Source organism: Microbacterium sp. GXF6406 (assembly GCF_054798215.1).
Map to the genome: position 1 here is coordinate 18,773 of NZ_JBSJZH010000010.1, position 24,137 is coordinate 42,909.

Genomic DNA, 24,137 nt, shown 5'->3' on the forward strand with positions numbered 1-24,137 from the left:
GTGTTCGTGCTAAATGGCGTCAGCTCTGCGTGCGAGCCTTCCGCGCGAGCACCAGGCCCGCGCCGCCGAGGAGCATGATCAGAGCGATGCCGAGAGCAGCAACGGGCAGATCCGAACCGGTGGTGGCGAGGCCCGTCTCGTCACCGGTCTCGCCGTCGGTCGCGTTCGAAGCGTCCGCCGCGTCGGCGTCAGCGTCTACGGCTTCGGCGTCGTTGTTGGCGCCGTCTGCGTCGGTGCCTTCGGTCGCGTCGGTCGCGTCGGTCCCGTCGGTTCCGTCGGTGCCTTCGGTTGCGTCGGTTCCGTCGGTTCCGTCGGTGCCTTCAGCCGCGTCGGTGCCTTCGGTCGCGTCGGTTCCGTCAGCGTCCACGGCTTCGGTGTCGTTGTTAGCGCCATCTGCATCGGTGCCGTCGGTTTCGTCATCTGCGAGGACACCGACCGTCATCTGGGCGGAGAAGCCCTCAGCCTCGTAGAGGCCGAAAACCTGGCAGTCACGGTCGAGAATGCCGTCGTTCTGGCTCTGCACGAATCGAGCGCCGACACCGTCGCGGTTGATTTCGAAGTTGTAGGTGCCTTCGTCAGATGCGGTGCTGCAAAGAGAAACGGTCGTACTCTCGCCAACCGTGCCAGAGACCGTGAGCAAACCGTCCACGACTGTAGCTGCATCGGCGGAGTCCTCGCACACCGTCACCTCGGAGTCGGCGATGACGGACATCGGGACATCGATCGCGTTCGTCGTTACGTCCCAGCGGATGGTGGAGCCAGCGGGCACCGTCGCGAGATCCGTGTTAACGGCAACCTGGGCGGTCAGCTCGACGCCACGGGCAGCAAGTGCGTCAATGTCCTCTTCTGTCAGGAAGGGGGCATAACAGTGGTAATCATTCGGCTCGCTCACGCACCAGACCATTTCCTGCAGGCTGGCGCGGTCAGCTGTGGTTCCATCGGCGCGGATGAGCTTCTCGCCAAGGAAGGGGTGGTTGATTACGTGCCCTTCCGATGTCAGCGCCTTGATCGCGTTCTTCTGGCGCTCATCGAGGTGATCCGGCTCAATGTCGGTGGGGAACGGGATGACGACAGGACCTGCCACGCCTGTGGGACTCTCGTCAGCGGTCAGCTGCTGAACGAGCTCATTGTTTCCGTTCGTTCCGCCGCACGTGTGGAGTTCGAAGTTGCTGCAGAACATCCACGTGCTCACGGGGCTGCCGGTGGTGCTGTCGTAGTAGACCGCACAGAGCGGGGGCGCAGCATCGGCGATCATGGTGCCCTGCGAGTTGTACATCGGGACGATCTCGCCACTGTTGTAAGCCTCGAGACGCGGGCCGGAGATGTTGACTGCGGCGGCACTGGGTGCGTTGTTCGTCTCGCCCGCGCACAGCTCAGCGCTGAACGCGGTCGCCGGCTCGACGGGCGCAGCAGCCTCTGCCGCCGGGGCTGTGATGATGCCGGCGACGAGCGCACTGGCAGCAAGCGCGAACGCGGCCAGCACGGCGCCGGCGCGGCGCATGGCCGGGTATTGGGATTCTGAGCGCGTGGACACGCGTCTCCTCCTTCGATCGGGGATGGGGTTCGGGGAACTGCGCACCGTTGCGCCGGGTCTCCTTGCAAGTCGTGCAACAGAGCGCACAGAGGAAGAGACTCGTCTCATAGTCGTTCATTACGCGAAACACAAATTTTGTGTGAATCTCGGGAATGTCGGCGCCAGTTTAGGGGACCAGCCTCCGAGACGCGGATTCATGCTTCCGTTGAATGGAAGTTCATCCGCTATTTCATCCGCTCGCGGCGACACGCCGGTGCCGTACCGTGGAGGCATGGCCGATCACGACATGAGCAGCAGTGAAGCGCGTCAGCGCGCCACGTGGGGGATCGGCATCGCCCTCGGAATGGTCGTCGGCGTCGCGATGGGCTCAGCGCTCGACAACATGGGGGTGGGGATCGCGATCGGTATCGCCGTCGGACTGGTCGTGGCGATCGGGATCATGCAGATCGGTCGCCGGCGGCATCCCGGTGCGCCAGAGGATGCTCCTGATGCGCCTTCCGCGGACGGCGGTGCCGGGCCCGACGAACGGCCCTGACCGCAGGCTCAGTCGCCCGCGGCATCCCTCCACTTCTCGAGGAAGACCCGCACATCGAGGAGTTCGTCTTCGGAGATGCTGTGCGTCAGCCCCGGATACACGCGGCCGACGAGGTCGGAGTGATCCGGCAACCACTGGGCGGTGTGATCGACGAGCGGCGCCGGGATCACATCGTCATGGGTGCCGCGGCCCCAGAACACCGAGGGGCGCAGTTCCTGCAGCGCCGCATCATGGGGGAGTTCTCCCGGTGAGGCATAGCCGCTCAAGGCGACCACCGCGCCGAACCGCTCGGGTGCGAGGCGCAGCGCCTGCAGGGCGACGGCCGCTCCCTGCGAGAAGCCGAGCAATGCGACCGAAGACGCATCGGCGGCTGCGGCATCCAACCAGGCGAGAAAAGCTTGACCAGCGTGCGTGACACTCTCGGGATCACGGCCGTTCAACCCCTCGATCGCATACCAGGACCGCCCCGGCGCGGGCCACGGTGGTGTGAGGGGAGCGGCGACCGAGGCGACCGCGATGCCCCCGGGCAGATGGGGCACGAGCCCGAACAGGTCGTGCTCGTCGGCTCCGTAGCCGTGGAGCATGACGAGCAGGGGCAGTCCGTCTCGTGCGCCGGCGCTCCAGCGCGTGGCAGCCGCATCGATCATCAAGGAATCGCTCACGGCCCCATCCTGCCACCGGGCTCCGACACTGGTAGAAAAGAGGCATGGCGGTGCGCACACCTGATCCCGATCCCGACGGCGGAGACGACGAGCTCCCCGAGTTCGGCGAGCTGCCCGCCGATGCCAGTAACCCGGGCTGGTTGAGCGAGTTCGAGCTCGCCGAAGCCCGACGGCGCATGCCCATGCTCTACGTCGAGGCGATCCCCGTGCGCACGGATGGTGCCGGACAGGTGACCGAGATCGGCATCCTGCTGCGCTCGACCCCCGTGGGGGAGATGACCCGAACGATCGTGTCGGGGCGCGTGCGCTTCGGCGAGACGGTGCGCGATGCGCTGTTCCGCCACATCGAGAACGATCTCGGTCCCATGGCCTTCCCGCTGCTCCCGCCGCAGCCGCTGCCGTTCACGGTGGCCGAATACTTTCCGCTCCCGGGCGTCAGCGCCTATCACGATGAGCGGCAGCATGCCGTCTCGCTCGCGTTCGTCGTCCCTGTCACGGGCACCTGCGAACCGCGGCAGGACGCGCTCGAGGTCACCTGGTTCACGCCCGAGGCCGCGGCATCCGATGATGTCGCCGCGGAGATGGAGGGCGGTCGCGGTACCCTCATCCGCCATGCTCTGGCGAGCCTCGGCCTGCTGCGCTGACGCACCGGTCGGCTCGAAGGGGGATCAAGCTCTCGGCTGCTGATACCTGTCAGTCGAAAAGGCGGTTGTCTGCCGAAACGGGCCGTTTCGGCAGACAACCGTCGGAATGGCTGACAGGTGTCGGACACGTGCGCGCCCGAGAAGTCAGGACCGGGGTCAGCCGGCGGTGACTCCACCATCGGCGACGAATTCCGCACCGGTCGCGAAGCTCGCGTCGTCACTGGCGACGAAGGTGATGAGCGCCGCGATCTCCTCCGGGCGTCCGAGGCGTCCCATCGGGGTGCCCGCGATGAGCATGTCGCGGTCGGTCTCGCCGAGGATCGGGGTGTCGATGAAGCCCGGGTGAACCGAGTTGACCCGCACGCCCTCCTTGGCCCAGCCGAGCGCGGTCGTCTTGGTGAGCAGGCGCACGGCGCCCTTGGCGGCGTGGTAGGCGGGGCTGACCCCGGATCCGACGATGCCGTACATCGAGCTGGTGTTGACGACCGAGCCGTGTCCGCTCTTCTTCAGGGCCTCGGCTGCGGCCTTCATGCCGAGGAAGACGCTCGTCTGGGTGACGGCGATGACCTTGTCCCAGGTGGCGAGCGAGGTGACCTCGATCGGTTCGTTGTCGCCGATGCCGGCGTTGTTGATGAGCACGTCCAGACCGCCGAAGGTCTCGATGGTCTTCGCGACGGCGGCGTCCCATCCGGCTTCGCTCGTGACGTCGAGGTGGATGAACAGCGCGGTGCCTCCGGCCTTCTCGATCTCGCCGACGACCTGAGCGCCGAGGTCGTCCTGGACGTCGGCGATCACGACCGATCCGCCCTCGGAAGCGATGCGCAGAGCCGTGGCCCTGCCGATTCCGCTGGCGCCGCCGGTAACGAGTGCTGTGCGGCCTTCGAAACGAGTCATGTTCTCCTCTTTCCTCGGTGGGTCGCCCCAGCATCCGCTGAGGGCTGTCCTCGAGTCAACAGGAAATCCGGGATTTACATTCCCATGCATGTTTCGGATGCTGTCGCCAACGCCCGCGAAGAGATCAGCCCCGCGTGAGCCGGCTGATCTCGGCGATGAACTCATCGACGTCGGATTCGGCGGTGTCGAAGCTGCACATCCAGCGCACTTCGCGCCGGGTCGCATCCCAGTCGTAGAAGCGGAACCTCTCGCGCAGGCGGTCGGCCACGCCCTCGGGCAGGGTCGCGAAGACGCCGTTGACCTGGGTGGGCTGGGTGAATTCGACGCCACGGATCGTGTCGTCGGCAATGCCCTGCTCGACCCCGGTGCGCAGGCGTGCGGCCATGGCGTTGGCGTGGCGGGCGTTGCGCAGCCAGAGGTCGCCCTCGAGCAGGGCGATGAGCTGCGCCGAGACGAAGCGCATCTTGGAGGCGAGCTGCATCGAGAACTTGCGTCCGAAGATCAGGCCGTCGGATGCTGCGGGGTCGAGGACGACGATCGCCTCGCCGAGCATCGCGCCGTTCTTCGTGCCGCCGAAGCTGAGCACGTCGACTCCGGCGTCGCTGGTGAAAGCGGCGAGCGGGAGGTCGAGGGCGGCGGCGGCATTGGCGATGCGGGCGCCGTCCATGTGCAGGCGCATGCCGTGCCGGTGTGCGTGCTCGGCGAGCGCGCGGATCTCGTCGGGCGTGTAGAGCGTGCCGAGTTCGGTCGACTGGGTGATCGAGACGACCAGGGGCTGCGCGCGGTGCTCGTCACCCCAGCCCCAGGCTTCGCGGTCGACGAGTTCCGGGGTGAGCTTGCCGTCCTCGGTGGGTACAGTGAGCAGCTTCATGCCGCCCATGCGTTCGGGGGCGCCGCCCTCGTCGACGTTGATGTGCGCGGTGGATGCGGTGATCACGGCCCCCCAACGCGGCAGCATCGACTGCAGGCCGACGACGTTCGCGCCGGTTCCGTTGAAGACGGGGAAGGCCTGGACGCCGTCGCCGAAGTGCGAGGCGAAGACCTCCTGCAGGCGCTCGGTGTAGGCGTCCTCCCCGTAGGCGATCTGGTGTCCGCCGTTCGCGGCGGTGATCGCCGCGAGCACCTCGGGGTGGATGCCGGAGTAGTTGTCGGACGCGAATCCGCGCACCTGGGGGTCGTGAAGCATGCTCATCCTGTTCAGCCTAGGTCGGTGACCCATGGCAGGTCGATGGTGCGATCGTTGAGATCGGCGGGGTCGTGGTTCCAGAGTGCGGCGATCGCGGCTGCGAGGTCGGCGGGCTGCAGGGTGCGGGCGCGGAAGACGACGGATGCTGCGCGCAGCGGTTCGCCCGAATCCCGGGCGCTCTTCGCGAATCCGTGCGCGACGGCGCGCGTCCACGCTTCGCCGGCGGCCTTCATCGCGGCATAATTCGCGCCTCCGGCGAGGGGGCGGGCGACGGCGGTGGAGGACACGGTCGCGAAGCGCCCGGCATCTGATGCGCGCAGCGCCTGGTCGAAGGCGTGCGAAGTCGCCCGGATTGCGCCGAATGCGGGGAGGAGGGCAGCGAGGTCGTCGTCGCTCTGCCCGGCGAGTCCTCCGCCACCGCGCCAGCCGCCGACGAGCGGGATGACGCCGTCGACGGCACCGAGCCGCGCGGCGAGGGCGGTCATGTCGTCGAGGGAGGAGGCATCCGCCACGACCGTCTCAGCACCGGTCGCATCGAGGGCGGCCAGCCTCTCAGCAGTGCGCCCGGTTGCGATGACGCGGGCCCCCGCCTCGCGCAGCGCGCCGGAGACGGCGAGGCCGGCCGCGCTCGTCGCGCCGGCGAGCACGATCACGCGTCCGGAGGCGGTGGGCTCAGTCATCGCCCGCCCGGATGCCCGCGGTCGAGGCGATCACCTCGCGCATCTTCTTCTCGAGTGCTTCGAAGAACATCGACAGGGGGAACTCGTCGTCGAGCACGGCATCCGTGTATCCCTTGGGTGCCCCGGCGAGGATCTCATCCGGCAGGCCCCGGGCCCAGAGCGATGCCGGGTTCGGGGCGACGACGCCGCGCACGAGGTCGTAGGCGGCGAGCCAGTGCGCGGTCTTGGGGCGGTCGATCGAGCGCCAGTACAGATCATCGATCGCCTCGCCGAGGGCGATCACGGCATCGGGCACCTCGTCCCAATCGAACGACAGCGCGGTATCGGTCCAGTGCAGCACGCCCCGCTGGTGCAGCCAGGCGAACAGCAGTTGTCCGCCCAGTCCGTCGTAGTTGCGCGCACGGGAGCCGGTGATCGCGAAGCGGAAGATCCGGTCGAAGATCACCGCGTACTGCACGAGCTCCGCATGCTCGCGCATCTGCTGCTCGAGGGGGGAGAGGTCATCGGCGATGCCGAGGCGCCGCGAGATCGCCACCGATTCGCGGAAGGCCGTCAGATCGCACCGCAGCTCCTCGAGCGAGTAGAGGAAGTAGGGCATGCGCTGCTTGATCATGAAGGGGTCGAAGGGCAGATCGCCGCGCATGTGCGTGCGGTCGTGGATGAGATCCCACATGACGAAGGTCTTCTCGGCGAGGTCTTGATTGTCGAGAAGGCGGGCGGCGGGCTCGGGGATGTCGAGCTTCGTGATCCCGGATGCTGCGCGCACCACGCGCCGGTATCGTGCCGCTTCGCGGTCCTGGAAGATCGCGCCCCACGTGAACGCCGGGATCTCGCGCATCGCCACGGTCTCGGGGAAGAGGACAGCGGAGTTCGTGTCGTACCCCGGCGTGAAGTCGATGAGCCGCAGCGAGACGAACAGGCGGTTGCCGTAATCGCCGGCTTCGAGGGCCGCGATGAATTCGGGCCAGATGGTCTCGACGATCAGCGCTTCCACGCAGCGATCGGGGGAACCGTTCTGCGTGTACATCGGGAACACCACGAGGCGACGGATTCCGTCGACGCGGTGCTGCTGCGGCTGGAACGCCACGAGTGAGTCGAGGAAATCCGGAACACCGAACCCCTCCACCGCCCATTTCTCGAAGTCGCGGACGGAGGCGGCGAGATAGGCGGCGTCATGGGGGAACGCGGGCGCGAGCGCGCGGATGCCGGCGATGATCGCCGCCACATGGTTCGCGGCTTCGGCGACCGGGCCCGTGACCGAGCCGTCCTTCGTCTGCAGAGCGCGAAGCGCGATCGCTGCATCCTTCAGCTGCCGCCACGCCGCAGACGACTCGGCGACGGAGGCGTCCTCGACGACCTCGGGCTCGCCGATCACGGGAGAGGTCAGAGTGGTGTTCTGAGTCTGAGTGGGCATCATCGACTCCGATCGCGACAAAAGTCGGAATATTTCCGGCAGAAAAGATTCAGTGCAGATATTCTTCCACTTATGGAAGATGCTGTCGACCGCCAGATCCTCGCCGCGATCTCCCGCGACGCCCGGGCCACGCTCGCCCAGTTGTCGGATGCCGTGGGGCTGTCGAGCTCCGCCGTGCAGTCGCGGCTGCGGCGGCTCGAATCCCGCGGCGTCATCACCGGGTACCGACCGATCCTCGATCCCGATTCCCTCGGCAAACCCCTCGCCGCCTTCATCGAGATCACCCCGCTCGACCCCGGCCAACCCGACAACGCCCCCGATCTGCTCGCGCCCCTCAGCGAGATCGAGGCGTGCCACTCGATCGCCGGCGATGCCAGCTACATGCTGTTCGTCCGTGTCGCATCGCCGCGCGCACTCGAGAAACTCGTCGCCGATATCCGCGCCGCGGCGAACGTCAGCACCCGCACGACGGTCGTGCTGCAGACCTACTACGAGAACCGTCCGATCGTCGCCGACTGAGTGCGAGTGCACGCCCCGCCGAGCGCAGATGCATCAGCGCCGCGACTAGGATTCTGAAGCGTGGCAGCATCCTCGAAACGCACGAAGCAGGCAGCGAAGCGCAAGCCGGTCCGCACGAGCGGGAACCCCGCCCGACGCCCCATCGTCGAAGCGCCCCCGGTCACCGCGAAGGACTGGATCGGCGCCGCACGTCTGCGCACCCTGCCGCTCGCGGTCGCCCCGGTCATCATCGGCACGGGCGCCGCGCAGATCGTCGACTCGGCGTTCCACTGGGTCATCGCCCTCGCGTGCCTCGCGGTCGCCGTGCTGCTGCAGATCGGCGTGAACTTCACGAACGACTACAGCGACGGCATCCGCGGCACCGACGCCCATCGTGTCGGACCCGCCCGCCTCACCGCCTCCGGCCGTGTGCCCGCGAAGACCGTGCTGAGGATCGGACTGGTGTTCTTCGCGCTCGCCGCAGTCGTGGGCCTGGCGATCATCATCCGCACGGGCCAGTGGTGGATGCTGGCGGTCGGCGCCGCCTGCATCGTCGCGGCATGGTTCTACACCGGAGGCAAGCGCCCCTACGGGTACATGGGTCTCGGCGAGGTCTTCGTCTTCGTCTTCTTCGGTCTCGTGCCTGTGCTCGGCACGACCTGGGTGCAGGCCTTCGTGCTTCCCGACGAGGCCTGGTTGGGGGCGGTAGCCGCCGGACTCTTCGGCTGCGCCGTGCTCCTCGCGAACAACCTGCGCGACATCGACGAGGACCGACTCGTCGGAAAGCGCACCCTGACGGTGAAGATCGGCAAGCGCGCCACACAGATCGTCTACACGGCGTTCGTCATCGTGCCGTTCCTGATCAGCGCGTTCCTGGCGCTGTTCTATCCGATCGCGTGGCTGGCGCTGCTGGCCCTGCTCGCGGGGCTCCCAGCGATCGCGATCGTCTGGTCGTACCAGCGAGCCCGTGAACTCGTCGTCGCCCTCGGACTCACGTCCCTGACGGCGCTCGCATACGCCGGCGCGCTGTACTGGGCGTTCGCCGGCTGAATCGCGCTCTCACAGAACGCTGGCGTTGGTGTTGCCGGACGGGTAGGCATGGGGAAGGCGGTAGCCGAACTCCTCGCGGAGCATCTGTGACGCCGCATCGACCCGCGTGCGCACGAGCGCCAGCACGGCGAGGCCGATCAGGCCGATGATCGCTGCGGCCGGCATCCATGCCAGAGCCTGCCAGGGGCCGTACGCGAGGAATCCGAGCACGATGATGGCGATCGTCGCCCAGTACCTCGTGACCGCGTCGACGGCGTCGGTGCGCCGGGTAGCGGCATCCAGCGCCACGGAATGATCGCGGGCGGAGGCGGTCCTCCCGCGAACGCGCTTGATTGTTCGGCGCAGATCGATGAGATCCGCGACCCATGTTGCGAGAAAGATCACGGCGCAGACCATGAGGACGAGTGCCGCGACCAGCCAGGGGAGGCCCGGTGCGAACACTCGGGTGAGGATGAGCACGACGATGTCGAGGAGGACCACCCACCTCGCGATCGCTGAGATCCGGCCTGCTGTCGTGATCTCTCTGCGGTCGCGGTCGCGGATCGTCGCCTTCAGCTCACGGTTCTTCTTAGCTATGTAAAAGTGCTCGCGGCCTTGCAACCCGCGGGCCTCGCCGGGAACAGTATCGGCGACCGTGCGCCTCCACTGCCAGGAGCGCAGGACGGGGACGAAGATCAGAGCCGCGAGCATCAGACCGATGACCAGGAACGTCAGCGTCACCGCGAGGGGAATGCTGGCCGCAGCGTACACGGCTGCCGCCAGGAGGACTACCGCCGCGATAATGATGATGCTCGCGAGAGCGGGTGCATAGGGCGAACCGTTGACCGCCCCGAGAATCATGACACTCGCGCGGATCGCATTCCGATTCGCGGAAGAACGCGCGAGCATATCCGCGAGAGCCAGGCGACGTGAGGTGAGGGCGAAACCGCTGGCCAGGCTGAACAGCGCGATACCCGTGAAGCTCGCGACCAGCGGGCCGCCGAGGAGGGAGAGCAGATCGTCGGCGCCCGAGTAGTACCGCTCGGGAAGCGCGAACACGGCGAGGAAGACGAACGCGAGCACTAGCCCGGCGCCCGTCGCCGCGGCCCAGAGCTTCTGCACGATGCTGTCGGTCAGCAGCATCGCCCGCGTCGGGGCCACCTCGGGGCGGCGGTAGCGCTCATCCCCGACGAAGGGGTAGTCGATCCGCCAGGTCTTCATCGGCGCCGGTTCTCCGGTCGGGTCAGCGGTCGGTGTCGGCTTCGGCGTCGAGCACTGCGTCCTCGGCGTCGGCATCCTGCTCTGCCGCGCTCTGGTGGCCGGTGGCCTCGCGCTCGGTGCGGCGCTCGTACATCTTCGAGGACGCTCCGCTCAGCGGCTCGCGCAGGAACAGGATCGAGATGCTCATGCCGATGAGGGCGGCGAAGATCGCGGTGAGCCACCACAGCTCGCGCATGATCGGGAAGAACACCCACATGATGGCAAGGGGGATGAGGAAGGCCAGCAGCCGCAGTACGGAGTACACGAGCAGGGGAGGCAGCTTCTTCATGCCCCCATTCTACGTCCGGTGCACGGTCCGACCTCCGGGAACGGTTCCCGGCCTAGACTGAATGCGTGGCGCGAATACTGATCGTCGGCGGCTTCCTCGCCCTCATCTTCTGGATCTTCAGCATCGTCGACTGCGCTGTGCAGCCGTCGACGCGGCACCGTGGTGTCCCCAAGGGCGCGTGGGTGGCCATCGTCATCCTGATCCCGGTCATCGGCGGCATTCTCTGGTTCGTGCTCGGCCGTCGCCGCGCGGGAGAGCTCGGTTCCGAGCGACTGACCCTGCCGGACGACGATGCGGAATTCCTGCGCAGCATCAGCACGAACGAGCAGGATGAACGCATCCGTCGACTCGAAGAGGAGCTCGCGCGCCTCGACGACGAGACGGACGGCCCGGCGGCGGATCCTCGCGCATGACGGCATCGCCGGCGGCGGATGCTGCGGCTGCTCTGCTCGCCGACCTCGTGGCACACGGTGTCCGCGATGTCGTGATCTCACCGGGTTCGCGCTCGCAGGCGCTGGCTCTGGCGGCCACGAGCCTCGCCCGCACGGGCGCGCTTCGTGTGCATGTGCGCATCGACGAGCGCGTCGCCGGTTTCACGGCCCTCGGACTGTCTCGGGAGACCCGGGTGCCGACCGCGGTGATCTGCACCTCCGGCACAGCGGTCGCGAATCTTCTGCCCGCCGTGATGGAGGCCTTCCACGCCGGTGTTCCGCTGCTGCTGCTCACCGCAGACCGCCCGCCCGAGCTGCGGGGGGTCGGCGCGAACCAGGCGACCGTCCAGCCGGGTCTGTTCCAGCCGTTCGTCCGCTTCGAGACGGATGCCCCCGTCCCCGGTGACGGCGACTGGCAGGGCCTGGCCGCTCCCGCGGTCGCCGCGGCGATGGGTGTCGCAGGCGAGGGAGTGCCCGGCATCGCGGGGCCCGTCCATCTGAACCTGCCCACCCGCGAACCCCTTTCCGGAGCGCTTCCCGCAGATTTCTCCGCGGTACCCGGAGAAGCACTCGAGCCGGCGTCCGGGCAACTCTTCGAGCCCGCTCGCGGCCCGCGCACGGTCGTGATCGCCGGAGCGGATGCCGGAGCCGAAGCGGAACGGATCGCTCACGAGGGCGGCTGGCCGCTCATCGCCGAGATCGTCAGCGGTGCCCGCTACGGTCGCGGCATCGTGCACGGATACCGTGCGCTGCTGCGCGACCCCGACCTCGGCGGTCGCATCCAACGGGTCATCGTCTTCGGGCATCCGACGCTCAGCCGTGAGATCCCCGCGCTGCTTCGGCGTGACGATGTCGAGGTGATCGCCGTGCACTCTGGTGGTGAGACGCTGAACCTCGACGGACGCACCCGCGCCGTGGCATCCATCGGAGCCATCCCGGATGCCCCGCAGGAGGCGGAACGCGCCTGGATGGGGGAATGGATGCGGGCATCCGCCGCCTCCGTCGTCGACCTCACCGCTCCTGCCCCCGACCGTGACGGACTGCACTCGACCGACCCCGCGACGCGGGGGGCGGCGGTGCGGGCCGAACTCGCCGCCGTGCGCCGTCCGCTGGATCGTGCGCTGCTCGTCGATGCCGTGTGGCGGGCGACATGGCCGCACGATCGGCTCGTGTTCGGATCGTCGCGCATCGTGCGCGTCGCCGATGAGCTGCTCGGCGGCAAGAAGGTGCCCGTGCACGCCAACCGCGGACTCGCGGGCATCGATGGCACGATCGCCACCGCGATGGGCATCGCGCTCGCATCGCAGGCCGACGCTGGCGCGGGCGTGACCCGTCTGGTGCTGGGAGACCTGACGTTCCTGCACGACGTCGGCGCGCTGCTGCTGCCGCCCGATGAGGCCGAGCCCCGCATCCAAGTCATCGTCGGCAATGACGGCGGCGGCACGATCTTCGATGGGCTCGAGGTCGCCTCCTCCGCGCCGCGCGATGATCTCGATCGCGCCTTCTACACGCCGCACACGACACGTCTCGAGCATCTCGCGCTCGCCTACGGCTGGGAGTACCAGCGGGTGACGACGCAGGCCGCGCTCGATCAGGTGCTCACCTCTCCGGCCGGCGGTCGGCAGATCATCGAGGTGCCGCTGGAGCGGTAGGCCCGCCCCAGCAGCATCCGGTCCGGCCCGTCAGCTCGCCTCGAGACGAGCGCGCTCGGCCTCGATGTCGAAGTTCGCGGCCGGCCACTGCGGGTCGATGTCCTCGAGGGCCTCGAGAAGCAGCTCCTGCACCGCGAGCCGGGCGTACCACTTGCTGTCGGCGGGGACGACGTGCCAGGGGGCGAAGTCGGTCGACGTGCGCTCGAACATCGCCTGGTAGGCCTCCATGTAGTCGGGCCACAGCAGACGGTCGTCGGTGTCGGCGGGGTTGAACTTCCAGTGCTTGTCGGGGCGGTCCAGGCGCTCCATGAGACGCTTCTTCTGCGCCTCGGGCGAGATGTGCAGCATCACCTTGACGATGCGGGTGCCTGATGCGGCGATGCGCGCCTCGAAGTCGTTGATGGCGCCGTATCGGCGCTCGATCTCTGCCGGCTCCGCGAGATCGCGCACCTTCGCGACAAGGACGTCCTCGTAGTGCGAACGGTCGAAGACGCCGATGAAACCGGGCTTCGGGAGATGCTTCTCGACGCGCCAGAGGAAGTCGTGCGAGAGTTCCTCGGCGGTCGGCGCGCCGAACGCGGCGAGGGTGACGCCCTGCGGGTCCACGCCGCCGACGACGTGACGGATGATGCCGCCCTTGCCCGCGGAATCCATCGCCTGCAGCACCAGCAGCACGGAGTCCTTCGCGACGCCCGCGCGACTGTCGGCGAACAGACGCTCCTGCAGCTCGTCGAGCTCTTCGAAGCCGGAGGCGAGGTCCTTGGCGCCGGAGTGCTTGTCGCCGCGGTATCCCGGGGTCGAGTCCGGATCGACATCGGCGAGCCGGAAGCCCTCTCCGATCTTCAGAGCCGCACTCGGGTTATCGATCCATCCACGCTTCGTCATGCCGACATCCTGGCGTAAACCAGGAACCCGGTGCCGTATTCCCCCGGCGTGGCTCAGGCGAGGGCGTCGACGAGCGGGCGGAACTTCACCCGGGTCTCGAGCAGCTCGGCATCCGGGTCGCTGGCTGCGACGATGCCGCCGCCGGCGAACGCCGTGACGCGGATGTCGCCGTCGCCCTGTTCGAACTGCGCGCAGCGCAGGGCGATGGCCCATTCGCCGTTGCCGTCGGCGTCGATCCACCCGACGGGGCCGGCGTAGCGGCCGCGGTCGAAGGGCTCGATCTCGCGGATCGCTGCCATCGCTGCGGGTGTCGGGGTGCCGGCGACCGCCGCGGTCGGATGCACGGCGCCGACGAGGTCGAGAGACGACTCGCCCTCGCTGAGCTCGCCCGCCACATCGGTGGCGAGGTGGAAGAGATTGGGCAGTTCGAGCAGGAACGGCGTCTCATCCGAGCGGACCGCGCTGACGTGCGGGGCGAGGGAGTCGAGCAGGCTGCGCACAGCATACGCGTGCTCGTCGAGGTCCTTGGGGCTGCTGCCGAGATGAGCGCGGGCGGCGGCATCGTCCGCGGCATCCGCTCCTCGTCCGACGGTGCCGGCGAGCACGCGGGCGGTGACGGTGCGGTCCTGCACGGTGATGAGGGTCTCGGGGCTCGCGCCGATGAGGCCGTCGACGGCGAAGGCCCAGGTGTCGGGGTATCCGGTGGACAGTTCGCGTACCAGCCGGCGGAGGTCCGATGCTGCCGGAACAGTGCCGGCGAGATCGCGGGCGAGCACGATCTTGCTCGCCTCGCCGGCGCCGATGCGGCGGATGGCCTCGCGCACGGCGTCCCGATGCCCCTCGGGGGTCTGGGCGCCGGGGCCGACGGTGCCGGCCCAGTGCGGACCGTACGGGGTCGGGTCGATCGTCGCGTCGGGCCGGTCGGCCGGGAGCTCCTCGCCCTCGGGGGCGATGCGGGTGATCCAGCCGCGACCACCGCTCTTGCCGAGGATCATAGACGGCACGATCAGCACGCTATCTGCGTTCGAACCCTCATCGAACGTCAGGGCGCCGAAGCCGACGAGGCCCGTACCGGGCAGGCCCACGGCGTCATCGACGGATGCCGCGGAGGCCAGCTCCCGCCACTGCTCGGCGATGATCGCGCTGCGCAGCGGACCCCGGCCCGCGGGCACGGCGATCGAGATCTGCACCGGGGCGCCGACGGCGACGATGCCGTCGCCGCGGCGGAGCCAGGCGAGCGGGCGGTCGGGGTCGGCATAAGCCAGCAGATCGTCGACCGGGTCGATCTCGCGGGTCTCGACGATCAAGCGGGTGGTCACCCCTCCAGGATAGTTCCGTACTCCGGGGTCTTCCTCATCCAGCATCCACCGGCCCTGCCCCGCCTAGACTGGACGGGTGACTCAGCCCAACCGCGCCGATCTCGGCAAAGACCCCCAGCGCGTCAGCGGCATGTTCGACCAGGTCGCCGAAGGATACGACCGCACGAACACCGTCATGACGTTCGGCAACGATGCGCTCTGGAGGGCCGCCACGACGCGCGCCATCGCGCCGAAGAAGGGCGAGAGGATCCTCGACCTCGCGGCGGGCACGGCATCCTCGTCGGCCTCGCTCGCGGCATCCGGAGCCGACGTCGTCGCCGCGGACTTCTCGCCCGGGATGCTCGCCGAGGGCAAGCGCCGACACGGCCACCTGCCGAACCTCTCGTTCGTCGAGGCGGACGCCATGAACCTCCCGTTCGCGGACGACGAGTTCGACGCGGTCACCATGTCGTACGGCCTGCGCAACGTGCAGCAACCGAAGAAGGCCATCGCCGAACTGCTGCGCGTCACCAAGCCCGGCGGACGCATCGTCATCAACGAGTTCTCGACGCCGCCCAGCCCGCTGTTCCGCGGCTTCTACAACTTCTACAACGCGCAGGTGCTGCCGCGCGTCGCGCGCATCGCCGGCACGAACGCCGAGGCCTACGAATACCTGAACGAGTCGATCCGCGACTGGCCCGACCAGAAGCGCCTCGCCCGGTGGATGCGAGAGGCCGGCTGGTCCGACGTCGCGCACCGCAACCTGTCGTTCGGCATCGTCGCTCTGCACCGTGCCGTCAAGCCGGTTCCGACCTCCTCGTCGTCCGCGACGGAGCAGGCCTGAGCCCCGGGTAGGGTGGATCCCGTGACTTCGAGCCCCGCATCCCCGGGTTCGCGACTCGCGAGCCGTCTCGGCTTCAGCGACCGCGTCTTCATCGGCCCTTCCGCGCGACGCGTCGCGCGCGAGATCGAGGGGGGTCTCGATCTCGTCGAGGCCGGGTTGAGCGAACAGCTCAACTCCACCAATTCGATCGTGAACTCCGCAGAGCGCTATCTCTACGAGGCCGGCGGCAAGCGCATCCGTCCCGTTCTGACGCTCCTGGCCGCGCAGCTCGGCGACGGCAACACCGCGGGCGTGCTCGATGTCGCGATGGCCCTCGAGATCACGCACCTCGGCTCGCTCTACCACGACGACGTCATGGACGGCGCGGACCGCCGACGCGGCGTCCCCTCTGCGCAGACCGTCTGGGGCAACAACGTCGCCATCCTCACCGGCGACCTGCTCTTCTCCCGGGCGAGCAAGATCATGGGACGCAACGGCGACCGTGCGATCGAGCTGCAGACGGCGACATTCGAACGGCTCGTGCTCGGCCAGCTGCATGAGACCGTCGGCGCTCAGCCCGATGACGACCCGATCGACTTCTACATCCAGGTGCTCGCAGACAAGACGGGCTCGCTCATCGCCGCGGCGACGCAGGGCGGCGCCATCTTCTCGAATGCTCCCGACGAGTTCGTCGAGCCGCTGCGCATCTACGGCGAGAAGGTCGGCGTCGCGTTCCAACTCATGGACGACGTGATCGACCTCTCCGCCGACCCCGCGAAGACGGGCAAGGTGCCGGGCACCGACCTGCGCGCCGGTGTGCCGACGATGCCGTACCTCCTGCTGAAGCAGAGCACCGAGACGGATGCCGTGGCACTCGCGGCGCGCATCGACGAGGGCGTGGAGAGCATCGCGGCGGGCGCCGATCCGGCGATCCTCGATGACGCGATGAACGAGCTCCGCGACCACGCCGTCACCCGCCGCACCCACGAGCTCGCGCGCACGTGGACCGACGAGGCGATCGCCGCTCTGGCTCCGCTGCCCAAGGGCCCGGTCCGCGACGCCCTCACTCGCTTCGCCGAGTCGCTCGCCGACCGCAACAGCTGAACGCACGCATCACGCCGCGGGAGGCCTGCGGCGCAGCATCCGAAAGGACACCCATGACCAAGCTCCGCCTGGCCATCGTCGGAGCCGGCCCCGCCGGCATCTACGCCGCCGACATCCTGCTGAAGACCGAACGTGCCTTCGACGTGTCGATCGATCTCTTCGAGCAGCTGCCGGCGCCCTACGGCCTGGTTCGCTACGGCGTCTCGCCCGACCACCCGCGCATCAAGGGTGTCATCGGGGCTCTGCGCGACGTGCTCGACCGCGGCGACATCCGCGTCTTCGGCAACGTGCGCTTCGGCGAGGACATCGCCCTCGACGACCTCAAGAAGCACTACAACGCCGTGATCTTCGCCACCGGCGCGATCCGCGACACCACGATGGATATCCCCGGGATCGACGCCGAGGGGTCGTTCGGCGCCGCCGACTTCGTCAGCTGGTTCGACGGGCACCCGGACGTGCCGCGCGAGTGGACGCTGGATGCCGAATCCGTCGCGGTCCTCGGAAACGGCAACGTCGCCCTCGACGTCGCCCGCATGCTCGCCAAGCACGCGGAGGACCTGCTGCCGACCGAGATTCCCGAGAACGTCCACGCCGGACTCCAGGCCTCGAAGATCACGGATGTGCACGTGTTCGGCCGCCGCGGCCCCGCGCAGGTGAAGTTCACCCCGCTCGAGCTGCGCGAGCTCGGTGAGCAGCGCGACGTCGATGTGATCGTCTACGACGAGGACTTCGATTACGACGAAGCCTCGAAGGACGCCATCGCGACGAACAAGCAGGTCAAGGTCATCGACCGCATCCTGCAGTCGTGGCGCGGCAAGCCCGAGACGAACAACGTCGCCCCGACGGCATCGCGCCGTCTGCACCTGCACTTCTGGGCCAAGCCCGTCGAGATCAAGACCGATGAGTCGGGTCGGACCGCCGCGATCGTCTACGAGCGCACCCGCCCGGATGGCGAGGGCGGGATGGTCGGCACCGGCGAACTGCGCGAGATCGCGATCGGCCAGCTCTACCGCGCCGTCGGTTACTTCGGATCGCCCCTGGAAGGCGTGCCGTTCGACAAGAAGCACGGCGTCATCCCCAACCATGAGGGCCAGGTCCTCGCGAAGGACTCCAACGAGCGCATCCCCGGCGTCTACGCCACCGGTTGGATCAAGCGAGGCCCCGTGGGTCTGATCGGCCACACGAAGTCGGATGCCATGGAGACCGTCCAGCACCTCGTCAACGACCAGGCGTCGTGGTGGCAGCCCGAGGACCCGTCCGAGGAAGCCATCCCAGCGCTGCTCGCATCGCGCGGCGTGGCCTGGACCGACCTCGACGGCTGGCACCGCCTCGACGAGCACGAGATCGCCCTCGGCGCGCCGCAAGAGCGCGCCCGAGTGAAGGTGGTCGACCGCGATGAGATGGTGAAGATCTCGCGCGGCGAGTGATCCTCGTACGTCCGGTGGGCCGGGCTCTCGCTTCGCGAGCGCCCGGCCCATCTGTCGTTGAGACGCCGGCGGTGTCGACCCCGCTAGATTCGTAGCCATGACGGGGTGGGGCACAGATGTTCTCGGCGATGAATTCGAGCAGCGGACGCTGCAGCTCGGCGATGACGATCAGGGGGAGGTCGTCGCCACGATCGTGCGTGCTCTGCCGGATGCCGTCCCGGATCCGCCGACCGGATGGGCGAAGCTGCGGCGCCGGCTGAAGGGCCTGCCGCTGAAGGACGAACCGCCGATGCTCGACGGAGTCGATGTGCTCTATGTCCACGGCTGGTCGGACTACTTCTTCCACAAGCGCTTGGCCCGATTCTGGACGACGCGCGGAGCGCGCTTCTTCGCGCTGGACCTTCGCAAGTACGGCCGCAGCCTGCGCGAGGGGCAGACGCCCGGTTACGTCGCCGATCTCGTGACCTATGACGAGGACATCTCTGCGGCACTGGCCGCGATGGCGGAGGACGCCGATACGTCACGGGGACCGCGTCGTCTGGTGCTGCTCGGGCACTCGACGGGCGGACTGGTGCTGAGCCTGTGGGCGGCCCGTCATCCCGATGTCGCGGATGCCCTGGTGTTGAACTCTCCGTGGCTGGAGTTCCAGCTCGCGCCGCTTCGCGCGGCGATCGCCCCGGTCATCGGGCTGCAGGCGCGCTTGCGTCCATTGGATTCCGCTCCGCAGATCGACCTGGGGTTCTATGCCCGCGCACAGGCCGAGGTCGCCGTCGAGGACGACCCGATCGAGACGAATCCGCTGTGGCGGCCGGTGCCGTCGATGTCGGTGCACGCGGGATGGCTGCACGCGATCCTCGACGGGCACCGCCGGGTCAGCGAAGGTCTTGATATCCCGGCTCCGGTCTGCGTTCTGCTCTCAACCCATTCGGCCCTGCCGACGAGATGGTCGGAGGAGCTCACCCGCGCCGACACGGTGCTTGTGGTGGATGACATCGCGCGCAGCGCGCTTCGGCTGGGCCCGTCGGTCACGGTCGAACGGATCGATGGCGCGCTGCACGATGTTTTCCTCTCGCGGCAGGATGCTCGGGACGAGTCCTATGCGCGGATGGAGCGGTGGGTCGCCGGCTGGGTGGCGACATTGCCTCGATACGCGGCGCCGGGCGCCTGAGCATCTTGTCGGGAAGGGCAGGGGCCACTCGTGTGCGCAGAATACGACGGCGGGCGGATGCCGAAGCACCCGCCCGCCGTCAGAGAACTCGGGGTCAGCGGTAGTTGATGAACTGCAGGTCGAGGTCGAGGTCGCTGCCCTTGAGCAGCGAGATGACCGACTGCAGGTCGTCGCGGCTCTTGGACTGCACGCGCAGCTCGTCGCCCTGGATCTGGCTCTTGACGCCCTTGGGACCCTCGTCGCGGATGATCTTGCCGATCTTCTTCGCGTTCTCGGACGAGATGCCGTCCTTGAGGGTCGTGACGATGCGGAACTCCTTGCCGCTGGCGAAGGGCTCACCGGAGTCGAGGCTCTTGAGCGAGATGCCGCGCTTGATCATCTTGGACTGGAGCACATCGAGAACCGCGTTGGCGCGCTCCTCGGTGGAGGCCTTGATGAGGATCGACTCGCCGCTCCACTCGACCGAAGCGCCGGTGCCCTTGAAGTCGTAGCGCTGCTCGACCTCCTTGCGGGCCTGGTTGACGGCGTTCTCCGCCTCCTGCTTGTCGACCTTGCTGACGATGTCGAACGATGAATCTGCCATGGCGCCATCCTACCGATTTCCCCGTGACCGCGGCTTTTTCGCCGATTGGGCGGGTGGGGCATCCATTCTCGCTATCATGCATCGCATGCTAGCTTGTAATGCATGACAGTGGATGTCGGGGCGCAGATGCGCAAGGGAGTGGTCGAGTACTGCGTGCTCGGGCTGCTCGCCCGCGAGCCGATGTACGGCTGGCAACTCGCCGACCGCCTCATCAGCGCAGGCATGATCGGCGGCATCGGAACGCTGTACCCGCTGCTCGCACGGCTGCGCGACAACGGCTGGGTCCTCGCATTCGAACAGGTCTCGGAGGCGGGTCCTGTGCGCAAGTACTACCGGTTGACGGATGCCGGAACCACGCAACTCGCGCAGTTCCGCACCCAGTGGACCCCCTTCGCCCGTGTCGTCACGGGCCTCGTGAATGAGGAGACGAAATGACCGCCACCGATGCGAACCGGCTGCGCGATGAGTATCTGGGCCGGTTGGATGCCGCGATGGGGCAGGTTCCTCACGGCATCGCCGCCGAGGTTCGTGCCGGCATCGAGGAGGAATTGGCAGGGCTGGATGCCGCGACGGTGGTCGATCGCATCGCACAGCTCGGCGATCCCGCGGCGATCGCCCGTGCCGTTCGCGACGAGACCGCGCCCCCGGTGCGTGCGACGGCCGATGCTCCCACGCCGAAGCCAGTGGCGACATCGACCCGAGGATTCGCGATCGGTGCTGCGCTGACCCTCGCCTTCGGAGGGTTCCTCATTCCGATCGCCGGATGGATCGTCGGTGCCGTTCTCGTCGGCCTGAGCTCGCTGTGGAGAGGATGGGAGAAGACGGTCGCGATCGTCGTGCACTTCCTCGTCATCGCGGTGGTCGTGCTTGGGGGTCTTCCGGCATGGGCTGTCAGCACCTCCTCGGAAGTGGAGGCGGTGGAGGTCGGCGGCGACGCGATCGCATCGAACCCGCTGATGCCGACGGCGTACGACATCGCCTGGACGAGCATTGTCCTGCTCGTCGTCCTCGCGGTTCCCGCCTCCGGACTGTGGCTGCTCTGGCGTCTGCGGGGGAGAGCCCGGGCCTGACGGTGCGGACACGCCGATGGGCAGCGCGGTGACTCGCACTCGAGGCGGCGTACCGTTGACACATGGCAAGGGTGGCCGGGCGGAGTCCGGTGTTGAGCTGGCTCGCCGGAATCTTCTGCGCGGGCGTCGTGATCGTTCTGCTCTGGCTGGCGATCCCGATGGGGCCCGTGCTGATCGATTACCTCGGAGACGCGCTGCGCTCGATCGCGCCGCCCGACACGCCGTGATACGGGCCCGGTCGGACGACACGTCGGCACGCCTGCGCTGACGCGAACCCGCGCGGCGATACCCTCGCACTGCAGATATTCGACGAGAGGCGCCCCCATGAGTGACCCCGAGGTCCCCCAGCCCGAGCAGCCGGGCGACGTGAACGACGTCGTCGACAGCGCCAACGCCGGTCTCGCCGAGGCCGAAGCAGCCCGTGGCGACGTGCCCGCACCGGAGGAATCCGTCGAGGCGGAGACCGTCGTCGAGCCGGTCTCCGAGGAGGCGGCTGCGCAGGAGCCCGAGAGCATCGCGGCGGTCGTCGAGGAACCGTCTCCCGTCGAAGCCCCGTCTCCTGCCGAGACTCAGGCTCCGGAGATCGACCCCGACCTCGCGGCGTTCGAAGAGGCCGAACGTCTGCACCCCGGAACCTTCGCCCCCGCGGATGCGGCACCCGAGCAGCCGTCGGAGCCTGTCCCGGCTCCGGTCGACGAGCCGAGCGTCGCCCCGACCGAGGGCATCGCATCCGCCCCCGAAGCATCCATCGCCGACACGGCGTACCTGCCGCCCGTCACCCCCGATGCGCCGACCGCGCTGGTCCCCTCGGAGCCGGTGGCCGTCGAGCCCACCCCGGTGGTCGTCCCCGAGGAGACCGACTTCTCGGCCCTCCCGCTCTCGCAGCAGCCGATCTTCGTCCAGGCGCCCGAGCCGCCGCGCGACCGCGGCAACCGCGGCACGGCCGGAGCCATCGGCCTGCTCGCCGCCGTGTCGTTCGCGATCCTCTACCTGGGCGCGATGCTCGGGTTCGGCGCACTCACCGGAGACGTCACCTTCGAGAACATCGGCGACGCCGCGCTGAGCGCACTGACGACCTGGGGACTGTGGGTGCCGGTGGTCGTCTTCTTCCTCGGCTTCTGGTTCCTCGGGTCGATCATCAACCGCGGACGCTGGGGCCTGTGGGTCGTCTTCGGCATCATCGTCGGGGTCTTCGCCTACGCCGGGCACATCCTCGGCCAGCTCTTCGAAGCGCCGTTCTGGTTCATCACGCCGCGTCAGGGCGCGGAGCTCGTCTCCGCAGAGATGCTCGCGCCCCTGGCCATCGCCGCCTTCGTGTTCGGCCGTGAGCTCACCATCTGGTTCGGTGCCTGGGTCGCTCGCATCGGTGCTCGCAAGAGCGCCCTCAACGCAGAAGACCAGCTCGAGTACGAACGCACGCTCGAGGCCGGTCCGACCCTGCCCCGGTGACCACGGATAACACCCCGTCAGACCCCCGCGGATCCGATCCCGCGGGGGTCTCGGCCGTCCTGGCGACGTTGTTCACCACCGTCGGATTCTTCGCCTTCGCCATCCTGGGCCTCGGGGTGCTGAGCTTCTTCGCGGACGTCGACATCATCTCCGTGCCGGGCCTCGGCCCGGTGCCGGCGGCGCTCGGCATGATCTCGGCGATCGCGTGCTTCGCTGCGCTGATCTGGTCCGCCGTTCGGGTGCCGCGCCCGCGATACCGCCCTCTGGTGGCGATCGCCCTGCTCGTCTCGTTGATGCATCTGCTGGCGGTCGCGTTCGCTGCCCTTCTCGTCTCAGGCGAGTTGATCACGGCGCTCGCCGTCATGGGGGATCTGGTGACCAACGGGGCGAGTCTCGTGGTTGCGGCGGCCGCACTCGTCGCCGCTGCCGGGGGAGTGGCGATGCGCCGCACGCGCGGGGGCGCCCCGCGATGGCCCTGGGAGGACGATGAGGGCGAACCGAATGGCACTCCGGACGGAAATCACCGCTGATCCGATGAATCGCCGTACGCTGGTGGCGTGGAGCGGTCGCTAGAGACGCAGGTCGACCAGGCCGTCGAGGCCTGGTTGCGCTGGGTGCCGCGCTGGGAGCCGGCGACGCACCGCGGGCGGGTCGCCCCGTGCCGTCGCTGTCTGGGGTCGCCGATCCTGTCCGCGGTCGGCATCGGCAACGATGTGCCGCACGGCGTGCAGCACGGACTCTCCACGCGCATCAAGGCGATCGTCGACCAGGTGGTGGCCGTCTACACCGAGAAGAACCTGCCGATGCTGCAGAACGAGCTCGATCAGCAAGCGGCCCGCAATCGCGCGCGCAGCTATCGGCCGACGGAGAATCTCGCCCCGGAGTACGAGGGGATGCCGTTGGACCCGGATCCGATCCCCGGCGCTCCCTTCCTTTTCACGATCGCGGGCATGGCGGACGAAGCGGGCGATGAGCTGCCGCCTCTGCCGCCGCTGAGCGAGGATGCCAAAGCCGCGTTGCGCCAGGAGGTCGGGCTGGCCGATGAGTACGCGAATCTCGTCGGTCGCGAGATCTGCGCTCTGCTGCTGACCCATCGGCTCTCGGTGCAGGCCGCGATCTCGCAGTACGTCGAGCCGCAGATCGAGGCGATGCTCTCGGAGCTGACGCAGTCCCTGGACTCGCCGTTCGACCCGGAAGCCCCGTAAGGGGAAACATTTGACCGGCCTGGTTACGCGGCATTACACTTGATCAGGTGTGCGCACGTCTTGACGTGCGCACTGGGCTCCGGTCCATACCGGTTCGCCCCCACGGCATACCCATCACACCAAAAGATCAGCGGTCCGTTGATCCGGTGGGTCATGATGTGAAACCCATCACGCTGTCACCGTGCAGCACTAAGAGGAGAGAACGTGCCAACCATTCAGCAGTTGGTTCGCAAGGGTCGTTCGCCCAAGGTCACCACGACCAAGGCGCCCGCCCTGAAGTCGAACCCGCAGCAGGCCGGTGTCTGCACCCGTGTGTACACCACCACCCCGAAGAAGCCGAACTCGGCGATGCGCAAGGTCGCTCGTGTGAAGCTGCGCAACGGCGTCGAGGTCACCGCCTACATCCCCGGCGAGGGC

Annotated in this window: 27 protein-coding genes and 1 pseudogene; 17 read left to right on the plus strand and 11 right to left on the minus strand. The window is 68.2% G+C overall.

Annotated elements, in window-relative coordinates; genetic code table 11:
• Positions 1 to 19: 19 nt before the first annotated feature.
• Positions 20 to 1,501: a hypothetical protein gene (locus tag ACWAUG_RS07520; protein WP_460802050.1), complete on the minus strand. Its 1,482-nt coding sequence runs from the start codon at positions 1,499 to 1,501 to the stop codon at positions 20 to 22.
• Positions 1,502 to 1,805: 304 nt separating this feature from the next.
• Between ACWAUG_RS07520 and ACWAUG_RS07525 the strand changes: the two genes are divergently transcribed.
• Positions 1,806 to 2,069 (plus strand): hypothetical protein, encoded by a 264-nt coding sequence (locus ACWAUG_RS07525; protein WP_460802051.1) that lies wholly within the window; start codon positions 1,806 to 1,808, stop codon positions 2,067 to 2,069.
• 8 nt (positions 2,070 to 2,077) lie between these two features.
• Here the strand turns inward: ACWAUG_RS07525 and ACWAUG_RS07530 are convergent, their stop codons facing one another.
• Positions 2,078 to 2,731 (minus strand): alpha/beta hydrolase, encoded by a 654-nt coding sequence (locus ACWAUG_RS07530; protein WP_460802052.1) that lies wholly within the window; start codon positions 2,729 to 2,731, stop codon positions 2,078 to 2,080.
• A gap of 44 nt (positions 2,732 to 2,775) precedes the next feature.
• Here ACWAUG_RS07530 and ACWAUG_RS07535 point away from each other — a divergent pair, with 44 nt between their 5' ends.
• Positions 2,776 to 3,375 (plus strand): NUDIX hydrolase family protein, encoded by a 600-nt coding sequence (locus ACWAUG_RS07535; RefSeq protein WP_460802053.1) that lies wholly within the window; start codon positions 2,776 to 2,778, stop codon positions 3,373 to 3,375.
• Positions 3,376 to 3,531: 156 nt separating this feature from the next.
• Here ACWAUG_RS07535 and ACWAUG_RS07540 read toward each other — a convergent pair whose 3' ends face one another.
• The 4 genes from ACWAUG_RS07540 to ACWAUG_RS07555 form a co-directional block, all read right to left on the minus strand.
• A complete protein-coding gene (locus ACWAUG_RS07540) occupies positions 3,532 to 4,269 on the minus strand; it encodes an SDR family NAD(P)-dependent oxidoreductase (RefSeq protein WP_460802054.1) in 738 nt (245 codons plus the stop codon).
• Between the two features lie 124 nt (positions 4,270 to 4,393).
• Positions 4,394 to 5,461 (minus strand): threonine aldolase family protein, encoded by a 1,068-nt coding sequence (locus tag ACWAUG_RS07545; RefSeq protein ID WP_460802055.1) that lies wholly within the window; start codon positions 5,459 to 5,461, stop codon positions 4,394 to 4,396.
• A 5-nt stretch (positions 5,462 to 5,466) separates the two neighbouring features.
• Positions 5,467 to 6,135, minus strand: coding sequence for an SDR family NAD(P)-dependent oxidoreductase (locus ACWAUG_RS07550; protein WP_298039714.1), 669 nt, complete (start codon positions 6,133 to 6,135; stop codon positions 5,467 to 5,469).
• Entirely contained in the window at positions 6,128 to 7,549 is a 1,422-nt protein-coding gene (locus tag ACWAUG_RS07555) for a DUF6421 family protein (protein ID WP_460802056.1), read from the minus strand. Before ACWAUG_RS07555 ends, ACWAUG_RS07550 begins: the two co-directional genes overlap by 8 nt.
• 72 nt (positions 7,550 to 7,621) lie before the next feature.
• On the opposite strand from ACWAUG_RS07555, the gene ACWAUG_RS07560 reads away from it, so the two are divergent.
• The gene (locus tag ACWAUG_RS07560) at positions 7,622 to 8,068 is read left to right on the plus strand and encodes an Lrp/AsnC family transcriptional regulator (RefSeq protein ID WP_298039710.1); all 447 of its coding nucleotides are present in this window, start codon (positions 7,622 to 7,624) and stop codon (positions 8,066 to 8,068) included.
• Between the two features lie 60 nt (positions 8,069 to 8,128).
• A complete protein-coding gene (locus ACWAUG_RS07565; RefSeq protein WP_298039708.1) occupies positions 8,129 to 9,097 on the plus strand; it encodes a 1,4-dihydroxy-2-naphthoate polyprenyltransferase in 969 nt (322 codons plus the stop codon).
• A gap of 9 nt (positions 9,098 to 9,106) precedes the next feature.
• Here ACWAUG_RS07565 and ACWAUG_RS07570 read toward each other — a convergent pair whose 3' ends face one another.
• Positions 9,107 to 10,297: a hypothetical protein gene (locus ACWAUG_RS07570; protein ID WP_460802057.1), complete on the minus strand. Its 1,191-nt coding sequence runs from the start codon at positions 10,295 to 10,297 to the stop codon at positions 9,107 to 9,109.
• A gap of 22 nt (positions 10,298 to 10,319) precedes the next feature.
• Complete coding sequence (locus ACWAUG_RS07575; protein WP_298039699.1) at positions 10,320 to 10,625, minus strand: DUF4229 domain-containing protein; 306 nt, start codon at positions 10,623 to 10,625, stop codon at positions 10,320 to 10,322.
• 65 nt (positions 10,626 to 10,690) lie between these two features.
• Between ACWAUG_RS07575 and ACWAUG_RS07580 the strand changes: the two genes are divergently transcribed.
• The gene (locus ACWAUG_RS07580) at positions 10,691 to 11,038 is read left to right on the plus strand and encodes a PLD nuclease N-terminal domain-containing protein (protein WP_298039697.1); all 348 of its coding nucleotides are present in this window, start codon (positions 10,691 to 10,693) and stop codon (positions 11,036 to 11,038) included.
• Positions 11,035 to 12,708, plus strand: coding sequence for a 2-succinyl-5-enolpyruvyl-6-hydroxy-3-cyclohexene-1-carboxylic-acid synthase (gene menD, locus ACWAUG_RS07585; protein WP_298039694.1), 1,674 nt, complete (start codon positions 11,035 to 11,037; stop codon positions 12,706 to 12,708). Before ACWAUG_RS07580 ends, menD begins: the two co-directional genes overlap by 4 nt.
• Positions 12,709 to 12,738: 30 nt before the next feature.
• Here menD and ACWAUG_RS07590 read toward each other — a convergent pair whose 3' ends face one another.
• Together ACWAUG_RS07590 and ACWAUG_RS07595 are read right to left on the minus strand one after the other, a co-directional pair.
• Positions 12,739 to 13,593: a polyphosphate kinase 2 family protein gene (locus ACWAUG_RS07590; RefSeq protein WP_298039691.1), complete on the minus strand. Its 855-nt coding sequence runs from the start codon at positions 13,591 to 13,593 to the stop codon at positions 12,739 to 12,741.
• 53 nt (positions 13,594 to 13,646) lie between these two features.
• Positions 13,647 to 14,912 (minus strand): isochorismate synthase, encoded by a 1,266-nt coding sequence (locus ACWAUG_RS07595; protein WP_298039688.1) that lies wholly within the window; start codon positions 14,910 to 14,912, stop codon positions 13,647 to 13,649.
• Between the two features lie 76 nt (positions 14,913 to 14,988).
• On the opposite strand from ACWAUG_RS07595, the gene ubiE reads away from it, so the two are divergent.
• From ubiE to ACWAUG_RS07615, 4 genes are all read left to right on the plus strand, one after another.
• Positions 14,989 to 15,735, plus strand: coding sequence for a bifunctional demethylmenaquinone methyltransferase/2-methoxy-6-polyprenyl-1,4-benzoquinol methylase UbiE (gene ubiE / locus ACWAUG_RS07600; RefSeq protein ID WP_298039685.1), 747 nt, complete (start codon positions 14,989 to 14,991; stop codon positions 15,733 to 15,735).
• A gap of 21 nt (positions 15,736 to 15,756) precedes the next feature.
• Complete coding sequence (locus ACWAUG_RS07605; protein ID WP_460802058.1) at positions 15,757 to 16,818, plus strand: polyprenyl synthetase family protein; 1,062 nt, start codon at positions 15,757 to 15,759, stop codon at positions 16,816 to 16,818.
• 53 nt (positions 16,819 to 16,871) lie between these two features.
• On the plus strand, positions 16,872 to 18,245 hold the full coding sequence (locus ACWAUG_RS07610) for an FAD-dependent oxidoreductase (protein WP_460802059.1): 1,374 nt from the start codon (positions 16,872 to 16,874) through the stop codon (positions 18,243 to 18,245).
• 97 nt (positions 18,246 to 18,342) lie between these two features.
• Positions 18,343 to 19,413: an alpha/beta hydrolase gene (locus ACWAUG_RS07615; RefSeq protein ID WP_460802060.1), complete on the plus strand. Its 1,071-nt coding sequence runs from the start codon at positions 18,343 to 18,345 to the stop codon at positions 19,411 to 19,413.
• Between the two features lie 94 nt (positions 19,414 to 19,507).
• On the opposite strand, the gene ACWAUG_RS07620 is transcribed toward ACWAUG_RS07615, so the two are convergent.
• Complete coding sequence (locus tag ACWAUG_RS07620) at positions 19,508 to 19,996, minus strand: YajQ family cyclic di-GMP-binding protein (RefSeq protein ID WP_298039674.1); 489 nt, start codon at positions 19,994 to 19,996, stop codon at positions 19,508 to 19,510.
• Between the two features lie 102 nt (positions 19,997 to 20,098).
• Between ACWAUG_RS07620 and ACWAUG_RS07625 the strand changes: the two genes are divergently transcribed.
• The 7 genes and pseudogenes from ACWAUG_RS07625 to ACWAUG_RS07655 form a co-directional block, all read left to right on the plus strand.
• Positions 20,099 to 20,431, plus strand: coding sequence for a PadR family transcriptional regulator (locus ACWAUG_RS07625; RefSeq protein WP_298039673.1), 333 nt, complete (start codon positions 20,099 to 20,101; stop codon positions 20,429 to 20,431).
• Positions 20,428 to 21,066, plus strand: coding sequence for a DUF1700 domain-containing protein (locus ACWAUG_RS07630; protein ID WP_460802061.1), 639 nt, complete (start codon positions 20,428 to 20,430; stop codon positions 21,064 to 21,066). The genes ACWAUG_RS07625 and ACWAUG_RS07630 overlap by 4 nt, the downstream gene beginning before the upstream one ends.
• 62 nt (positions 21,067 to 21,128) lie before the next feature.
• Positions 21,129 to 21,293, plus strand: a complete 165-nt coding sequence (locus ACWAUG_RS07635) for a hypothetical protein (RefSeq protein WP_298039667.1) — start codon at positions 21,129 to 21,131, stop codon at positions 21,291 to 21,293.
• A gap of 97 nt (positions 21,294 to 21,390) precedes the next feature.
• Positions 21,391 to 22,515, plus strand: coding sequence for an ABC transporter (locus tag ACWAUG_RS07640; RefSeq protein ID WP_298039665.1), 1,125 nt, complete (start codon positions 21,391 to 21,393; stop codon positions 22,513 to 22,515).
• A complete protein-coding gene (locus ACWAUG_RS07645; protein ID WP_298039663.1) occupies positions 22,512 to 23,045 on the plus strand; it encodes a hypothetical protein in 534 nt (177 codons plus the stop codon). The genes ACWAUG_RS07640 and ACWAUG_RS07645 overlap by 4 nt, the downstream gene beginning before the upstream one ends.
• Positions 23,046 to 23,072: 27 nt before the next feature.
• A complete protein-coding gene (locus ACWAUG_RS07650) occupies positions 23,073 to 23,720 on the plus strand; it encodes a spermidine/putrescine ABC transporter substrate-binding protein (RefSeq protein ID WP_298039660.1) in 648 nt (215 codons plus the stop codon).
• A 204-nt stretch (positions 23,721 to 23,924) separates the two neighbouring features.
• Positions 23,925 to 24,137: pseudogene (locus ACWAUG_RS07655) on the plus strand (30S ribosomal protein S12); the annotation flags it as partial.